The organism is Brevibacillus ruminantium, from assembly GCF_023746555.1.
GTDB classification, from domain to species: Bacteria; Bacillota; Bacilli; order Brevibacillales; family Brevibacillaceae; genus Brevibacillus; species Brevibacillus ruminantium.
On sequence record NZ_CP098755.1, the window covers coordinates 4581183 to 4596982 of the forward strand.

Below are 15800 nucleotides of genomic sequence, written 5' to 3' on the forward strand. Positions count from 1 at the left end.
GTGACTACTTTTTGCGCACTTCGACTCCCTTTTGCACAGCGTCCGCTCCATCCAGACCGTACATCTCCAGCTTGTACAGCAGGGCACGTCTGGATATCCCCAGCCGTTTTGCTGTTTGCAGCTTGTTTCCCCGCTCCTTTTGCAAGGCTCTGGCAATCGCTTCCCGCTCTACTTCCTGCACCAGCTCGCGCATCGTCCGATCCTCCCAGCGAAGCAGTTTGCCCAGGCTGTCCCTTTCTGCCTGCTCTGTCTCCTGTAGATATACCTCGACATGCTCGGGCAAAATAGCTGACCCTCCGGCGATCACCAGTGCCCGTTCAATCGTATTTTCCAATTGCCGGACGTTGCCCGGCCAGTGGTACGAACACAATACCTCCAACGCCGCCGGTGACAGGTGACAGGGCTCCTTCCCCAGCTCTCTTCCGTATTTGGCTAAAAAATGCTCAGCCAGGAGCGGTATGTCTTCTTTCCTCTCTCGCAGCGGCGGCATGAAAATCGGAACGACGTTGAGCCGGTAGTACAGATCCTCGCGAAACATGCCCTGGCGTATGCGCTCCTGCAAATCGCGATTGGTAGCAGCAATGACGCGAACGTCGACCACGATGGATTCAACCCCGCCGACGCGCACAAAATTTCTTTCCTGCAGGACGCGCAGCAGCTTGACCTGCAGACTGGGACTCAACTCGCCAATCTCGTCCAAAAACAGCGTTCCGCCATCGGCCAGCTCGATTAGTCCCGGCTTTCGCCCGATTGCCCCTGTAAAGGCACCCCGCTCGTAGCCAAACAGCTCGCTCTCCAGCAAATTTTCTGGAATGGCCCCGCAGTTGACGGTGATCATCGGATAGCCAGCTCGCGGACTGTTGCTGTGGATGGCTCGCGCGATCAGCTCTTTACCAGTTCCGCTTTCTCCCTGGATCAGGACAGTGGCTTTGGTCATGCTGACCCGCCCGACCATTTTGTACACTTCCTGCATCGCTGGACTGAGCCCGACCAGTCCCGGACTGTCCCACGTGTCCTCCTCTCCGGCTGCCCGTTTGATCCGGTTCTCCCGATCATTCTCGCGCTGCCTCAATGCCTGGGCGACCACTTCTTTAACCCGTTTCAGATCAAATGGCTTCTGCACGTAGTCAAAAGCGCCCAGCTTGATCGCTTCCATCACATCATTAGCCGAACCGTACGCGGTCATCATAACCACACTGGGGCGCCTTTCCTCTGCCAGCCCCATTTTCTGCAGCCGGCGCAGCGTCTCCATCCCGTCCAGCTCCGGCATCCGCAAATCGAGAAGCATCACTTCCGGCTGAAAGTCCGGCAGCAGCGCCAACGCTTCCGCACCACTGGAGGCTTCCTTTGTCTCATAGCCGACCTTGCGCAGCGCTGTAGTCAGTGCCCTCCGGACATTCTGCTCGTCATCGACCAGCAGCACTCTCTTTTTCATCGTCATACAACCTCCTTCTTGGCGGGCAGGACCACTGTAAACTGAACGCCCTTCTCTACATTGCGGGCTAAAATTTGGCCGCCATACGCCTGAACGATTCGCTGCGAGATCGCCAGTCCAAGTCCCGTTCCCGATTGTTTGGTGGTGAAAAACGGTTCAAACACATTCAACAGATGCTCTTCCGCTATCGATGATCCATCGTTCGTAATTGAGACCAGTACGTTTCCGTCCTCTACCTTGGTCTCGACCATCAGCCTTCCACCTTCTTGCATCGCTTGAAGCGCGTTGATCAGGATGTTGAGGAAAACCTGCTTTAACAGCTTGGGAGACGCCAGAACAGAGGCCATCTCGTCCCCATAAACCTTTTCCAGCAGGATTCCTTGACGGGCAGCGCTCCGCCGGATCAGGAGCAACGTCTGATCCAGTACCTCTGCAACGTGAGCCTGAACATGCTTTTCCTCGTTGGGGCTGGAGAACAGGAGCAATTCATCGGCAAAGCGATTCAGCCGATCCACTTCCCCGACGATGATCCCCGTGTATTCACGGCTGTCATGATCAGCGGGCAAATCCTCCTCGATGATCTGTGCAAAAGCTTTGATCGAGGTAAGCGGATTGCGGACCTCATGCGCGATACTGGCTGCCAGCTCACCGATCATCGCCAGCCGCTTGGCTTGTGCCAGCGTTTCCTCCATCCGCTTCCACTCACTACGGTCATCCAGGACGATGATGGCGCCAAGCACCTCGTTCATCGGGCTCCGCCAAATGAAGGTCCCCAGCTTGATATAAAGAGAGACACCCCGAGCATTCAGCGGGCCCCACTCGGCATCCTTCGTCGTTTTCCCTTCTTCCAGCGCTTGTGACAATGCTTGCAAAATCGGTGTTTCCCCCTGAAACAGCTCGCGATAATCCCGCCCTATGGCCTGCTCCAGGTTCAGTCCGGTGATGCGGCTGGCTGCCTGATTCCAGGCGGTGATGCAGCCGCTGTGGTCGAGGGCGATCACACCGCTCTCCATGCTGTGAATGATCGTTTCCGTATGGCTGCGGCTCGCTTGCAGATCACTGGCCATTTTGTTGATGGCCTCAAAGATCTCTCCGGGCTCGCCCGTTTTCGGTTTCATCCGAAACGAAAGATCCAGACTGAGTCTTCGCAATCCTTCTTTGATTTCGATCAGAATGATTTCCAGCCGGTGCACCATCAATCCGCTGGCGACAGCAGCCACGACACAGCCGATCCCCACAACCGAGTAGATGCCTTGCCGCATTCCGGCAAGCTGGATATCGATGCTGCTCATCAGTTCATTTGCCCAGGCGTAGCCGATTACTTCGCCGTTTCTTTCGATGGGAAACATCGCATTCATGATATCTCCCCGTACCTGCGGACCCACGACCACTTCCTGAACTCTTTTGCTCATCACTTGGCGACCAGGATGATTCGGAGCAATCGGTGTGCCTACATGCTGCCTCATATCCTGACTGGGGCCGTATGTCAAAATGGCATCCAGCTTTTTGCCGTAATAACCGACGCCAATGCCTGGATGGGCCTGGGCAATCTGATCCGTGAGCTGCGCCAATCCCCGGTTCAACGCCTGGATCTGCTGTTCACGCGTGGCATTTTCCAGCCCTTGTTCACGCAAAATCGTGTCAAAGTCGGTCAGCAAGGCCAGATCCATCTGCTTGGTGATCGCTACCAGCTTTTTTTCCTTTTCCTCGAGCAGAGCTTGCTCTGCCGCTTTCAACAAAACGATTCCGGTGACGATGATGGGAAGCACTGTAACAGCGATGACAGACAGAATAAAACGAATGCGGTATACATAGGACCTCATGGCTTCCCATCCCTCTCTTTTTTCTCTACAATTAGAGGAAGCTTTCTTCTGATAGTTTATCATACAGAAGTTTCTGATTACGAAAGGAGCATTGCCGTGATTCACGTCCTTTTTGTTTGCCTGGGAAACATCTGCCGCTCGCCCATGGCCGAAGCTGTCTTTCGGCATCTGGTTCAGGAGGAAGAGCTGGACTCTTTGATCTCGATCGATTCGGCGGGGATCGGCGGCTGGCATGCCGGTAATCCGCCTCATCACGGGACATGTCAGGTGCTTACGGAAAAAGGCATATCACACGAGGGCCTGCGGGCTCGTCAAATCACTCCTGCCGATTTTTCTGCGTTTGATTACATCGTCTGCATGGATGAGGAGAACCTGGCAGCGCTCACCAAAATGGCCCCTTCAGGCGTTCAGGTATACAAACTGCTTGATTTTGCCGGACATCTGGCTGAGCGCGACGTCGAAGATCCCTATTACACCGGCCGTTTTGACTATGTGTACCAACTGGTGGAAGCAGGCTGCCGCGGATTGCTGGAGGATATCAAAAAGAGAAAGATCGCTTCGTAACTGCAGCGATCTTTCTCTTTTTTTCATGCCTCATTTTTAGCCGTCCAGCGAAATCACCGTATCCCTGTTCCCGTGCAGCAGCAGGACATCGCCGTCAAAGCCGCCCGCCTCCCGCAGCGGGTCGTGAGCGCGAAGGGATCAACACCAAACCTGTCTAAAAAAGCAGAAGGACAGCGTCACATTACGCTGTCCTGATTTGTTCTTCCTATGGATTGGCGGGTGCAGGTGGAGTGCTCTTTGGCGGTGACGCCAGGTCGCGCAGGATCGCTACCTCAACCCGTCTGTTTTTCGCTCTTCCCTCCGGTGTATCGTTGGAAGCGACCGGATGGTACTCTCCCATGCCCGTTGCACTAAATTTAGCCGGGTCCAGACCTCCGTTTTCCAGCAGCACCTTCAGGAAATTGACGGAGCGCTTGACACTCAAGTCCCAGTTAGACGGGAAATCAGCGCGGTGGATCGGTACGTTGTCCGTATGCCCGGTCACCGTTACCTTTTTGGGATGAGGGACCAGCATTGCTGCCATTTCTTTAGCCAGCTTGCGTGCCTCCGGTTTCATGTCGGCCTTTCCTGAATCAAACAAGGCATTGTCGAGAATCGTGATCAACAGGCCTTCTTCGGTCAACTGCGTTTGCAGCTTGTCGCCCAGATCGTTCTCCTGAATGTAATCCTCCAGGCGTTTTTGCAGCTTTTTCAGGTCTTCCGTTTCTTTGTGGACGGCCTCTTCCAGCTTCTTTTCCTCTTCTGATTTATCCCGATCATCATCGGTTTTTCCCATATGCAGCGTTTGCTGCGGCAGAGAAGGGTCCAGAGGCACAGGGCTCGGCTGATTGAATATCCCAATCCCGCCGTTCAGCGCCACGTCAAAGGAGCGGACCATCTGGTCGAATTTCTTCGCATCCATCTTGCTGGAGGCAAACAACACAATAAAGAGTGCGAGCAAAAGCGTAAGCAAGTCCGCATACGGAATCAGCCAGGACTCATCCATATGCTCTTCGTGATTGCCATGACGTTTTGAACGTTTAGCCATTTACTGCGGCCTCCTCCTCCTTCTTCTCCTCCTTCGCCACGACTCGATCCTGCGAAGGAATATAAACGAGGAGTTTTTGCTCGATTGCCGCCGGCGATACGCCCGCCTGAATCGAAAGCAGACCTTCTACCATGATTTTTTTGATCTCGATCTCCAGCTTGGACTTGCGCTTCAGCTTGGTGGCAAATGGATGCCACAGCACGTACCCGGTGAAAATACCGAGCAAGGTGGCGACGAAGGCCGCCGCAATCGATACCCCGAGCACATCAATATCGCTCAGATTTCCCAGAGCGGCAATCAAGCCGACTACCGCACCCAGTACCCCAAGCGTAGGTGCGTAGCTTCCCGCCTGGCTGAAGATGAGAGCGCCTGCCTGGTGCCGCTCCTCGATCGCATAGATTTCTTCATTCAATACGTCGCGGACAAACTCCGGCTCGCCGCCGTCGATAATCATCTTCATGCCGTTTTTGAGGAAAGGGTCTTCGATCTCATCAGACGTGTTTTCCAGAGCCAAGAGGCCTTCACGACGAGCAATCGATGCCCAGTTCATAAACTGATCAATCAGCTCCCGTTTTGACGGCAATTTTTGTTCGGTAAACAAAATTTTGAAGAGAGCTGGAATTCGTTTGATTTCCCCCAAGGGAAATGCGTTGAAAAGTGCCGCCACCGTACCAACAATAATGATCATGAAGGCTGCGGGGTTAAGCAAGGCCATCGGGCTGGCATGCTTTAGCACCATCCCGACAACAACTGCAACAATACCTAAGACAATACCGATCAAGGTCGATTTTTCCATTGTGACACTCCCTAACCACCATGTTCAAAAATATCTCTATATATGGTTTCGGTAAATCTGCCTTCGGTTGTGAGAGGAAGTTGTGGAAAATCGGGATTCTTTTGTAAAAACCTTAAGCAAACCACGTAATCAAGCAGATCATGACGAGCAGACCGATGATAAAGGAAAAGGTGGCGGAGCGTTCATGACCGTCTCCGTGGCTCTCGGGAATCAGCTCTTTGTACACAATAAACAGCATCGCTCCAGCCGCAAAAGAAAGCCCGTAAGGCACGAGTCCTTCCACGACAGAGGTCAGATAAAACCCGACAATAGCCGCGACAATCTCAACAGAGCCGGTCAGCGTAGCCAACAAAAAGGCTTTCCAGCGGCTGACCCGTTGATTGATCAAAAACAAGGCGACGAGGAAACCCTCCGGGACATTTTGCAACCCGATGGCAAACGCAATCAGTCCGCCCAGACCGCCTTGCTCGGACGAATAGCTGACGCCGACAGAAAGTCCTTCCGGAATGTTATGCAGCGTAATGGCCGATAAAATCAGTATCGACTGCGTATCCATTGAGATATTGACCCGCGTGTGTTCCAGGTCGATGTGCGGAATGACGCTTTCGAGAAGAGTCAGCAGCACAGTGCCGGTCATGACACCCAGACAAACAATAATCAGGCTGTCCTGTTTCATCGCCTGCGGGATGAGACTGAAGGTGCTGGCCGCCATCATAATGCCGGCTGTAAAGGCCAGGAGGATGTCTCGCCAGTGATGCGAAACCTGCCTGAAAAAAAGAATCGGAAGGGCTCCGATCCCCGTTGCCAATGCTGACAACAGACTGCCCATCATGAGTTGTTCCAATGCAGTTCCCCCCTGGCCCCACATTCATATCCACGATCATATCACGCTGCTTGGAAAAACCTCGTCGAAAATTGGGACAGGTGCAATAAAAAAGTGCCGTCATCAGACAGCACTTTTTCTTAGTCTAAGAACCATGCGCACGAATCTGCCCGGTCCGCTCGGTTTCGTTGAGAAGCGGACAAGTATAGCAGCAGCGTCCGCCCTCCAGCCGATATTGATAACAACACTGGCGGCGAATCTGGATCGATTCTTCCGGCCTGGTTGGATGAGGAATGACTGAATAGGCGGTGTCAAAGGGTCTGCCTTTTGTCCAGCCGAATACGGAGGGGTCAGCGCCTTTGGTCAAATAGTGAAAGTCATCAGCGATCTGTCTTTGGAGCGCGGCGGTCGGAGCTGATTCCTGCCAGCTACGATAGTAGAAATGCACCAGATAAGCGGCATGAGACCAAAGAATATGGACTTGTACCCCCGTCGCTGTAGAGAGCGCTGTCACCAAGGGCTGGACCGTTCCGGCGAACAGCTCACGAACGACCTGCTCGCGCCACTCTTCCCGGTTTTCTCCGGATCTTGTCATCGCACAGTCTCGCAGAACAAATCGCGGGATGTTCCAGTTTTTTGCTCCTGTCAGAGTCACATTGGAGAGGCCAAGGTTGAGGCGAACGGAATGATGGGACATCGCATAAAGTCCGCCGGAAATTAGCGCAAGAAGACGCTTGAAAAAGACAGAGGCTGTTACCAGACTGTTGGGCGAGCCGATATGCTCCCCGACCTGACGCAGAAACATCAGGCTCGTCTCTTTTCGGAGCAGGCCTTCAGCCGCGAAGACGAGCGGGGCTTCCGCCACTTCGGCAAACGAGATGCGGAATTTCTGCTCCAGTTCAGCCACGTTCCAATCCGGTTCCATCATTCTCATCCTTCCACGAGGGTATCTATGTAATCGCTAATCGCCAATGATATTCATTATCATTCGTGATTATTATATGCTGTCACTCCGTCAGAAACAAGTGTTGTGTGGAAAAAATAGTTGCCAAATGAAAAAAAGCTGCGGAGGATCGATCCATTCCCCGCAGCCTTCACCTTTTGAAAGGGTAGCTTTTATACTTTAAACATCGAGACCGTCACCTGAAGCTCCTCTGCCAGCTTGGACAAAGCGGTTGCCGATGAAGCGATCTCCTCCATTGAAGCCAACTGCTCCTCTGTCGCCGCAGAGACATTTTGCGTTCCGTCTGCCGCCACATCAGAGACCTCCGAGATCAGGCGAATCACATCCACGACCTGATCTGTATGGGCGGAAACCTGTTGAACGGCAGCAGAGACATCCTGAATCTGTTCTGTCACATTTGTAATGGCATACTGAATCTGTCCAAAGGTTTCCCCTGCTTGGTGGACGACAGCAATTCCCGACTCTACCTCCCGATTTCCCGCATCCATCGAGGCGACTGCCCGTTTCGTCTCCGACTGGATGGTATTGATCAATTGGGCGATTTGCGCCGCCGATTGTGACGACTGCTCCGCCAGCTTACGCACCTCGTCTGCTACCACTGCAAACCCTCGTCCATGCTCTCCGGCACGGGCAGCTTCAATCGCCGCATTCAAGGCGAGCAGATTGGTCTGATCGGCGATCCCTGTGATGACCTCGATAATCTGGCCAATTGCCTGAGAATGCGTGCCGAGCCCCTCTACCGCTCCCGCCAACTCGCGGATAGAATCATGGATGGCGCTCATCTGGCGCACGGCTGCCTGAATCGCCTGGTTGCCTTCCCCTGCGATTTCAGCTACCTGGATAGCTGTTTGCGAAACGCCTTGTGCATTGATCGCGATCTGCTGGATGCTGGCAGTCATCTCCCCGACAATCTTTGCCCCTTCATCCACACTTTTTACCTGACGATCTGTCCCTGCCGCTACTTCCTGGACGACGCCAGCGATCTGTTCGGTTGCCCTGCTGGTCTGCTCTGCACTGGCGGTCAGCTCTTCCGCAGATGCAGCCACCTGTTCCGAAGTGGTGCTCACCTGACGGATCACCTGCTGGAGACTGCTCGTCATTTCGTTGAAAGAATCAGTCAGGCTGGCCAGTTCATCACGATTTTTGATGACGAGCGGCTCTACGCGCAGATTGCCTGAAGCCACTTCCTTGACGTTATCAACCAAACGCGTCAGCGGCGTACGGATATTGCGGGTCAGCATGACGGCCAGAGTAATACCGCCCACAAGCGAGATGGCCAGCAGAATCAAGGTATCGCGCATCCCTGTCGCATAAATGCGATAGCTGTCCTGTGTTGCCTGATAGCTCGCTTCTCTGTTCAGATTGATCAATTGGTCTACGTATTGCTGGCGCTCGGCAAACAGAGTGTTGGCCTGTACTTTCAGCTCCTGCAGTTGCTTCAGGTCTTGCTCTGTCGCTATCTTGGACACATCCACTCTTTTGCCGGACTGGATGACCATGCTATTAAATGTTTTGTATTCGGCGAGCGTCTGCTTCAGACTCAAAAAAATTTGGCGTTCCTCTTCGCTATGTATAGTCCGCTCATAGTTGACAACCTTTTGGTCAATACTTGCAAAACTTTCTTCAATCTGTTTGATTATTTTCTCTTTCTCCGTGTGATCCACTGTGGAGTAGAGACTCTGATCATAGGCGTAGATGGTTTGCAAATCTGTGTTTATTTCCAGGACCGCTTCCAGCCCCGGAAGCCACCCATTCGTGAATTCCGATACCTTGTTATTCAGCTCTTCCATCTTGTAGACTGCCATTGATCCGGAAATAACCATGATGACGAGCAAGGTTGAAAAGGCCCCTATCAACTTTTTTCCAATCGTCATTTTCATGATACCACCCACTTCATCCAGGAATCGTAAACACTTTGTTTACCCATTACCCGCTTGGGTTTTCTCCTAAACCTCAAGGGCCCGGCAAAAATGGAATCTCGACCTCTCCGGGCTTCTGTAGGATAATGAAAGAAACAAATCTGAGCATACACCTGGGGAATACCCTGTCAGAGAGAGAATCTTGAGGGAGGGAACGACTGTGAAAAAGTACGAAGTGATTATCATCGGGGCGGGCTCGATGGGGATGGCAGCCGGGTATTATCTGGCGAAGCAGGGTGTGTCTTGCTTGATGATTGACGCTTGCGACCCGCCGCATCAAATGGGCAGCCATCATGGCGACACGCGGATTATCCGCTACGCATACGGGGAAGGCGAGCTGTACGTGCCCCTCACCCTGCGGGCCAGGCAATTGTGGCATGAGCTTGAGGAAGAGACGGGAAGACGTCTGTTTGTCCAGACAGGTGTCTTGAACGCTGGGCCCAGCGACTCCTCCTTTGTTCAGAAAGTTCGGCAAAGTGCAGAGCGATACTCGCTTCCGATGGAGGTGCTGACTGCTGCAAATGTGAGTCAGCGTTGGCCCGGCATCAGTCTACCGGATGATTACTACGGGTGCTTTGAGCCGACATCAGGCGTTCTGTACAGCGAGGAATGCATCAGGGCCTACCGGCAGCAGGCATTAAAGCACGGAGCCGAGCTGTTGGTCAATGAGCGCGTTCAGGAAATCAGGGCAGCTTCAGAAGGTGCCGTGGTCGTCACGCAGAATGATACCTATGCTTGCGACAAGCTGTTGGTCAGTGCGGGAGCCTGGAACCCTGATCTGCTGTCTTCACTCGGTCTTTCGCTGCCGCTGGCACCTACACGCAAAACCGTTTCCTGGTTTGAGGCGGACGAGGAGCTCTATCAAGCGGGCCGCTTTCCCGCGTTTATCTTTGATTTGCCCGAAGCCAGCTACTACGGCTTCCCCAGCTTTGACGGAGCCGGTGTAAAAATCGGGAAGCATGACGGCGGCCAGCCGGTTCATCCCGATACCCTCGATCGAACATTTGGCACCTATCCAACTGATGAGTCGGAAACCCGTTCCTTTCTGGAAAGATTCATGCCGCAGGCAGCCGGTCCGCTGCGACAAGGAAGGGTATGCCTCTACACGTTTACGCCAGATGAGAACTTCATCATTGACAAGCATCCAAAGTACCCGCATATCACGATTGCCGCAGGGTTTTCCGGGCATGGCTTCAAGTTTTCCAGTGTCGTCGGGGAAGCCGTGAGTCAACTGCTGACAAACGGCACCTCTGTACACGACTTGTCCGCGTTTTCTGTCAATCGTTGGGATTCAGAAGGGGCATGATCTTTGAAAAAAACCGAAGGTGAAACACAGGGATTACCGTGTTCACCTTCGGTTTTTTTGTAAAACATCGTTTCTACTCCATCCACATTCCGCTGAGGGCATCAATCTTGCCGGTCAATACGTCTGGCTCCCGCGGCCCGTAAACGAGTACAGGCTGTTCTTGCACGCTGCCGTTTACAATCGGGTAGACGTATTGCAGGTCAAACTGTTTTTGTTTGGTAAATACAGCGGCAGCAGTTTCCGGAGAAATCGCCTTGCTTACATCGGCAAACTTCCCTGTGCCGTCTATGGCCGTTATGCTCATCTCAGTGATGCCGCCTGTTACAGGATCAACCGAGACTTGGTAGCGCTGGTTTTGGATCGGTATCCCCTGGTGCGAGCGGGTGAAGATGATGGTACGTCCTTCGCTCACTCCACCGTCATCCAAAATCACTCCCGGCGGCAGCCACTGTTCCCACTCTTCGTTCATCAGTTCGTTCACGCCGCTATCTAAATAGGGTTGCAAAAACACCAGCGCTTTTTCTTGTAACTCTGTCTTGGACAGCTTTCTTTCCTCCGGAGATGCATGCGACTCTGCCTGCGTGAGGGGCTGCACTCGAAAGCCTACAACCCGTCCGTCTTCAGCTGTTGTCACTCGCAAATACCTTCCGTCTGCCCTTGCTTCGTAGATGATCTCACCTGGACGGCCCGACTCCCCGGCGGCTCTTTTCGTGAGCACGGCTCCCTTCGCCTGTACACCAAACTGGGCTAACGCCGCGACGGCTTCCTCGGCCGTTTTCGCCATCACTTTTTTGCCCCCTGGCTTGACCGGGATCGCGGGAGAGAGCTTTTTGCCGAAGGTTTTGACCGTTTTTACTTCCTGCCCGCTCTTGGCATCCAGATACACAATCGAGTGATTGGGATAGATCAAGTCGTACGTGCCATTTGTTCCGCTCGGACTGTACTCGAGGCTCAGGTATTTGGCAAGGCTGGCCTCCACTTCCTTTTTCGTCAACACATCTGCTGGGGCGGCAAAAGCTGCGATGTCCATATTGCTCCCGATGTGGTAATCCTTTTGCAGATAAATCACGTTTCCGTCCCCGTCGATTTTCAGCTCGTATCCATCCTCTGCTACCTTGATATTGTTCACGTACCGATCATATCTCAACGCACGATAGCTCTTCCCGCCCATCATGCGCGACTCGTCCAGCCGATATTGGGAAAAGGAGGTGCCCAGCAAGTCACGCAAAAACGCTCCCGCCTTTGCCTTGGCCACGGCTTCGGACGGTTCCCTCATCTCTTGGCGAGCGGGTTGTTCGGAAGAGATCTGGCCCACAGAAAGCAGCGTACCGCTATCGCGGTCGATATTTATGTACATCCCCCATTTTTCAGGGTCCTGACCGCCCTGGAATTGGATATCGTAGACTTTCTCATAATCGAGGTTGACACTCGTCTGCGTTGCTGACTTTACTTTCGGAAAGAGTTCATACAGTTTTTCCAGCATCTGTTTGACCGGCTGGCTTAGCTGCGCTTCCTCCAAAGGCACACCCGCTCTCAGCGAGGTTGGTATTTTGGTCACTTTTGTTTCCCTGTTTTCGCCTACCGTTTCACCTGAAGGTTGGACGGTGCGGTTTCGATTCGTCTCAGGGTTCTTGTGATAATTGGAAAATTGATCACTTTGATGACCCAGGTATATATTGATCAGCAAAAGGACAGCAGCAGCGCAGAGCCCCCAGCGGGAAGCAAACAGGACGATACGGCGACGCTGGTTTCGTTTCATCTCTCTAGCGGCGAGTTTGCGTTCCAATTCCGGTAAAAAGTCGGGTCTCGGCTCAATGTCATAGCTGCTGCGGATTTTACGGAATAAATCCTTGTCATCTTGAGAGTCCACGTGCCCACGCTCCCTCCATATAGCCTTTCAAATACCCTTTCAGTTCTTTGACTGCACGATGATAATCGACTCGCACTTTGGCTTCACTGCAACCCAGGATTTCTGCTGTTTCCTTGATGCTGTACTCCTTCAAACCGCGAAAAATCACTACGTTGCGGTACTTGGGTTTTAATTTCTGCATCGCCGCTATCAGTTGCTGCCGCTCTTCCTTCACCTGCAATTCCTTTTCGGGGGATCCAAGGCTGGATGTGATGCCCTTGAGCATATCTAATTCAAACCATGAGCGAATCCTCTTTTTCCGGGCATGATCGATTGCGACGTACTTCGCTATGGTCAGGATCCACGTTTTCATGCTGGAGCGCTCCTCATAACGCCTAAGCGCATCCAGCGCCCTCAAAAAAACCTCCTGGGTCAAATCCTCCGCATTGTTGCGGTTGCCGGTAAAATATATCATAAATTCATAAACATCTCGATAATACGTTTCACAAAGCAGCCTGCGTCTTTCTTCATCATCTATCTCTGTAATCAAAAGGTCACCCCCCGGTCACCAATACCTGCAGCTCCCATTAGGATCAGCCATCCGTCTAAAGCGACGGATGGCTGTGTTTGAGAGGATTTTCCCATTATCTTGAGAAAGGAGCAATACTTGTATTGCGTCCCTCCGTCCACGTCCCACTCAAGGCATCAATCACCCCGTGAAATACCTCTGGTTCCCGAGGGCCGTAAACGAGTACAGGCTGTTCTTGCACGCGGCCATTTACAACTGGGTAGACGTATTGCAGGTCAAACTGTTTTTGTTTGGTAAATACAGCGGCAGCCGTTTCCGGAGAAATCGCCTTGCTTACATCGGCAAACTTCCCTGTGCCGTCTATGGCCGTTATGCTCATCTCAGTGATGCCGCCTGTTACAGGATCAACCGAGACTTGGTAGCGCTGGTTTTGGATCGGTATCCCCTGGTGCGAGCGGGTGAAGATGATGGTACGTCCTTCGCTCACTCCACCGTCATCCAAAATCACTCCCGGCGGCACCCACTGTTCCCACTCTTCCTTCATCAGCTCGTTCACGCCGCTGTCTAAATAGGGTTGCAAAAACGCCAGCGCTTTTTCTTGCATCTCTGTCTTCGACAGCTTACTTTCCCCCGGCTGCGAGAGGGGCTGTGCCCGAAAGCCTACAACCCGTCCATCTTCGGCCGTTGTCACTCGCAAATACCTTCCGTCTACCCTTGCTTCGTAGATGATCTCGCCTGGACGGCCCGGCTCCCCAGCGGCTCTTTTCGTGAGCACGGCTCCCTTCGCCTGTACACCAAACTCGGCTAACGCCGCGACGGCTTCCTCGGCCGTTTTCGCCATCACTTTTTTGCCCCCTGGCTTGACCGGGATCGCGGGAGAGAGCTTTTTGCCGAAGGTTTTGACCGTTTTTACTTCCTGCCCACTCTTGGCATCCAGATACACAATCGAGTGATTGGGATAGATCAAGTCGTACGTGCCTTTTGTTCCGCTCGGACTGTACTCGAGGCTCAGGTATTTGGCAAGGCTGGCCTCCACTTCCTTTTTCGTCAACACATCTGCTGGGGCGGCAAAAGCTGCGATGTCCATATTGCTCCCGATGTGGTAATCCTTTTGCAGATAAATCACGTTTCCGTCCCCGTCGATTTTCAGCTCGTATCCATCCTCTGCTACCTTGATATTGTTCACGTACCGATCATATCTCAACGCACGATAGCTCTTCCCGCCCATCATGCGCGACTCGTCCAGCCGATATTGGGAAAAGGAGGTGCCCAGCAAGTCACGCAAAAACGCTTCCGCCTTTGCCTTGGCCACGGCTTCGGACGGTTCCTTCTCTTCGCCAGCGGTTTGTGCGGAAGATAGCCAGCCCACAGAAAGCAGCGTACCGCTATCGTGGTCGATATTTACGTACATCCCCCATTTTCCTGGGTCCTGACCGCCCTGGAATTGGATATCGTACACTTTCTCATAATCGAGGTTGACACTCGTCTCGGTTGCTGACTTTAGTTTTGGAAAGAGGTTATACAGTTTTTCCAGCATCTGTTTGACCGGCTGGCTTAGCTGCGCTTCCGCCAGAGGCACTCCCGCTCTCAGTGAGGTTGGTATTTTTGTCACTTTTGTTCCTGTCTTTTCGTTTGTGCTTACGATTGTGTTTGCGTTCACCGTTTCTCCAATCGCCCAGAGCGGTGTCGTCGCCAGAATACTCGCGAGACACAGCGTAATCACGTTTTTCTTAGAATACTTTCCATGATGCATCATGTTTTTCCCTCCAATTGACATGATTTATTTGTTTCAACAATGGATATAGTCGTAATTGGGCGAGAAATGTTACAAAAATCATTTTTGAGATATTCGCGGACAAAAAAATACCCGAGCAATCGCTCAGGCATGTTCACAACCTCTTCGCACAGGTTTTCATCGGTGTGTCTATGTAATTATCTCTCCCATACGAGCGAGCCGATCTCGGCCCTGATTTTCCCCTCCGCACTCGCTTCCCCCGCGTCCGCCAGCCGCATGGTCGGCGTTCCTTCAAAACGGGCCAGGTAATCAAAGCCGGGACGGGTCGCCTGGTCGAGCAAATAGGCGGATCGCGTCGCTCCCGGACGGCGCTTGCCATTGAGGCTGCGGATCATTCCTTCGGCACTGTTGATCCCGATTCCATGTCCATAGTAGAGGCCATTTCCCAGAAAAACGGCATTCTCCCCCTGCCACTCCGGCTGGTCGAGCCGATAGTCCGGGTTGTCAAAATAGAGGATATCTCCCGGCAAAAACGTGCTGGTGGGAGCCGTGGTCAAACGAAGATTCTGATCGTATCTCCAGTCATACAGCAGGAGCCCTTGAAAAAGCTGATCAAAACTGGAATTGCCATTCGTCTGGAGCACCGCATGATAGAGAATGATCACCATCGCGGTTGCACACTCGAACGCATAAGCGCGTCCATTCAGAAAGATATTCTCAATGGCAGTGGAAGAAGGTACGTCCGGACGTTGCTGACATCCGCCAAAGTCCGTACGCATCCAATACCTCCCGTTGCATCTCGTCTCATCGAAGTTGGCAAAAGCCAATCCGCTGCGATGCAGTTGCTGAGCCGATATGACAATCTGATTGCGGAGCCTCAGTTCATAGCTCAGCAAATCAGGATTGGGATACGCAAAGACTTCCTCGGAACGAGCCATTCTCTCCACAATTTCCCGCTGAACGCCGTTTAGTTGCCACTGACTGGCCAATGACGCCGGGTCGGCTGGCATTCCTGCGATCCTGATCATGC

General features: G+C 52.8%; 13 protein-coding genes. 2 read left to right on the forward strand and 11 right to left on the reverse strand.

Features of this window, described 5'->3' with window-relative positions; all coding sequences use genetic code 11:
* Positions 1-4: 4 nt before the first annotated feature.
* Both NDK47_RS22605 and atoS read right to left on the reverse strand, forming a co-directional pair.
* Entirely contained in the window at positions 5-1435 is a 1431-nt protein-coding gene (locus NDK47_RS22605; RefSeq protein ID WP_251871992.1) for a sigma-54-dependent transcriptional regulator, read from the reverse strand.
* Positions 1436-1437: 2 nt separating this feature from the next.
* Positions 1438-3258 (reverse strand): two-component system sensor histidine kinase AtoS, encoded by a 1821-nt coding sequence (gene atoS, locus NDK47_RS22610; protein WP_251871993.1) that lies wholly within the window; start codon positions 3256-3258, stop codon positions 1438-1440.
* 96 nt (positions 3259-3354) lie between these two features.
* On the opposite strand from atoS, the gene NDK47_RS22615 reads away from it, so the two are divergent.
* On the forward strand, positions 3355-3822 hold the full coding sequence (locus NDK47_RS22615; protein WP_251871994.1) for a low molecular weight protein-tyrosine-phosphatase: 468 nt from the start codon (positions 3355-3357) through the stop codon (positions 3820-3822).
* A 205-nt stretch (positions 3823-4027) separates the two neighbouring features.
* Here the strand turns inward: NDK47_RS22615 and motB are convergent, their stop codons facing one another.
* From motB to NDK47_RS22640, 5 genes are all read right to left on the reverse strand, one after another.
* Positions 4028-4849 carry a flagellar motor protein MotB gene (gene motB, locus NDK47_RS22620; RefSeq protein ID WP_251871995.1) on the reverse strand — a complete coding sequence of 274 codons (822 nt, stop codon included), beginning with the start codon at positions 4847-4849 and terminating at the stop codon, positions 4028-4030.
* Positions 4842-5645, reverse strand: coding sequence for a flagellar motor stator protein MotA (gene motA, locus NDK47_RS22625; RefSeq protein ID WP_251871996.1), 804 nt, complete (start codon positions 5643-5645; stop codon positions 4842-4844). The genes motB and motA overlap by 8 nt, the downstream gene beginning before the upstream one ends.
* Before the next feature lie 112 nt (positions 5646-5757).
* The gene (locus NDK47_RS22630; RefSeq protein ID WP_251871997.1) at positions 5758-6489 is read right to left on the reverse strand and encodes a ZIP family metal transporter; all 732 of its coding nucleotides are present in this window, start codon (positions 6487-6489) and stop codon (positions 5758-5760) included.
* A 124-nt stretch (positions 6490-6613) separates the two neighbouring features.
* Positions 6614-7396 (reverse strand): IucA/IucC family C-terminal-domain containing protein, encoded by a 783-nt coding sequence (locus NDK47_RS22635; RefSeq protein WP_251871998.1) that lies wholly within the window; start codon positions 7394-7396, stop codon positions 6614-6616.
* Positions 7397-7584: 188 nt separating this feature from the next.
* A complete protein-coding gene (locus NDK47_RS22640) occupies positions 7585-9312 on the reverse strand; it encodes a methyl-accepting chemotaxis protein (RefSeq protein ID WP_251871999.1) in 1728 nt (575 codons plus the stop codon).
* A 199-nt stretch (positions 9313-9511) separates the two neighbouring features.
* Between NDK47_RS22640 and solA the strand changes: the two genes are divergently transcribed.
* Positions 9512-10657, forward strand: coding sequence for an N-methyl-L-tryptophan oxidase (gene solA / locus NDK47_RS22645; RefSeq protein ID WP_251872000.1), 1146 nt, complete (start codon positions 9512-9514; stop codon positions 10655-10657).
* A gap of 73 nt (positions 10658-10730) precedes the next feature.
* Here solA and NDK47_RS22650 read toward each other — a convergent pair whose 3' ends face one another.
* The 4 genes from NDK47_RS22650 to NDK47_RS22665 all read right to left on the reverse strand — a co-directional run bounded on the left by NDK47_RS22650 (position 10731) and on the right by NDK47_RS22665 (position 15798).
* The gene (locus NDK47_RS22650; RefSeq protein WP_251872001.1) at positions 10731-12527 is read right to left on the reverse strand and encodes a hypothetical protein; all 1797 of its coding nucleotides are present in this window, start codon (positions 12525-12527) and stop codon (positions 10731-10733) included.
* Positions 12511-13056 carry an RNA polymerase sigma factor gene (locus NDK47_RS22655; protein ID WP_407653338.1) on the reverse strand — a complete coding sequence of 182 codons (546 nt, stop codon included), beginning with the start codon at positions 13054-13056 and terminating at the stop codon, positions 12511-12513. The genes NDK47_RS22650 and NDK47_RS22655 overlap by 17 nt, the downstream gene beginning before the upstream one ends.
* A gap of 94 nt (positions 13057-13150) precedes the next feature.
* Positions 13151-14791: a YcdB/YcdC domain-containing protein gene (locus NDK47_RS22660; RefSeq protein ID WP_251872002.1), complete on the reverse strand. Its 1641-nt coding sequence runs from the start codon at positions 14789-14791 to the stop codon at positions 13151-13153.
* Positions 14792-14967: 176 nt separating this feature from the next.
* Positions 14968-15798 (reverse strand): protein-glutamine gamma-glutamyltransferase, encoded by an 831-nt coding sequence (locus NDK47_RS22665; protein WP_251872003.1) that lies wholly within the window; start codon positions 15796-15798, stop codon positions 14968-14970.
* Positions 15799-15800 lie beyond the last annotated feature (2 nt).

Coding starts and splice junctions, on each gene's coding strand:
- atoS (WP_251871993.1), bottom strand. CDS start 3,258: ATGAGGTCCTATGTATACCGCATTCGTTTTATTCTGTCTGTCATCGCT.
- motB (WP_251871995.1), bottom strand. CDS start 4,849: ATGGCTAAACGTTCAAAACGTCATGGCAATCACGAAGAGCATATGGAT.
- NDK47_RS22635 (WP_251871998.1), bottom strand. CDS start 7,396: ATGATGGAACCGGATTGGAACGTGGCTGAACTGGAGCAGAAATTCCGC.
- NDK47_RS22665 (WP_251872003.1), bottom strand. CDS start 15,798: ATGATCAGGATCGCAGGAATGCCAGCCGACCCGGCGTCATTGGCCAGT.
- NDK47_RS22605 (WP_251871992.1), bottom strand. CDS start 1,435: ATGAAAAAGAGAGTGCTGCTGGTCGATGACGAGCAGAATGTCCGGAGG.
- motA (WP_251871996.1), bottom strand. CDS start 5,645: ATGGAAAAATCGACCTTGATCGGTATTGTCTTAGGTATTGTTGCAGTT.
- NDK47_RS22640 (WP_251871999.1), bottom strand. CDS start 9,312: ATGAAAATGACGATTGGAAAAAAGTTGATAGGGGCCTTTTCAACCTTG.
- NDK47_RS22660 (WP_251872002.1), bottom strand. CDS start 14,791: ATGATGCATCATGGAAAGTATTCTAAGAAAAACGTGATTACGCTGTGT.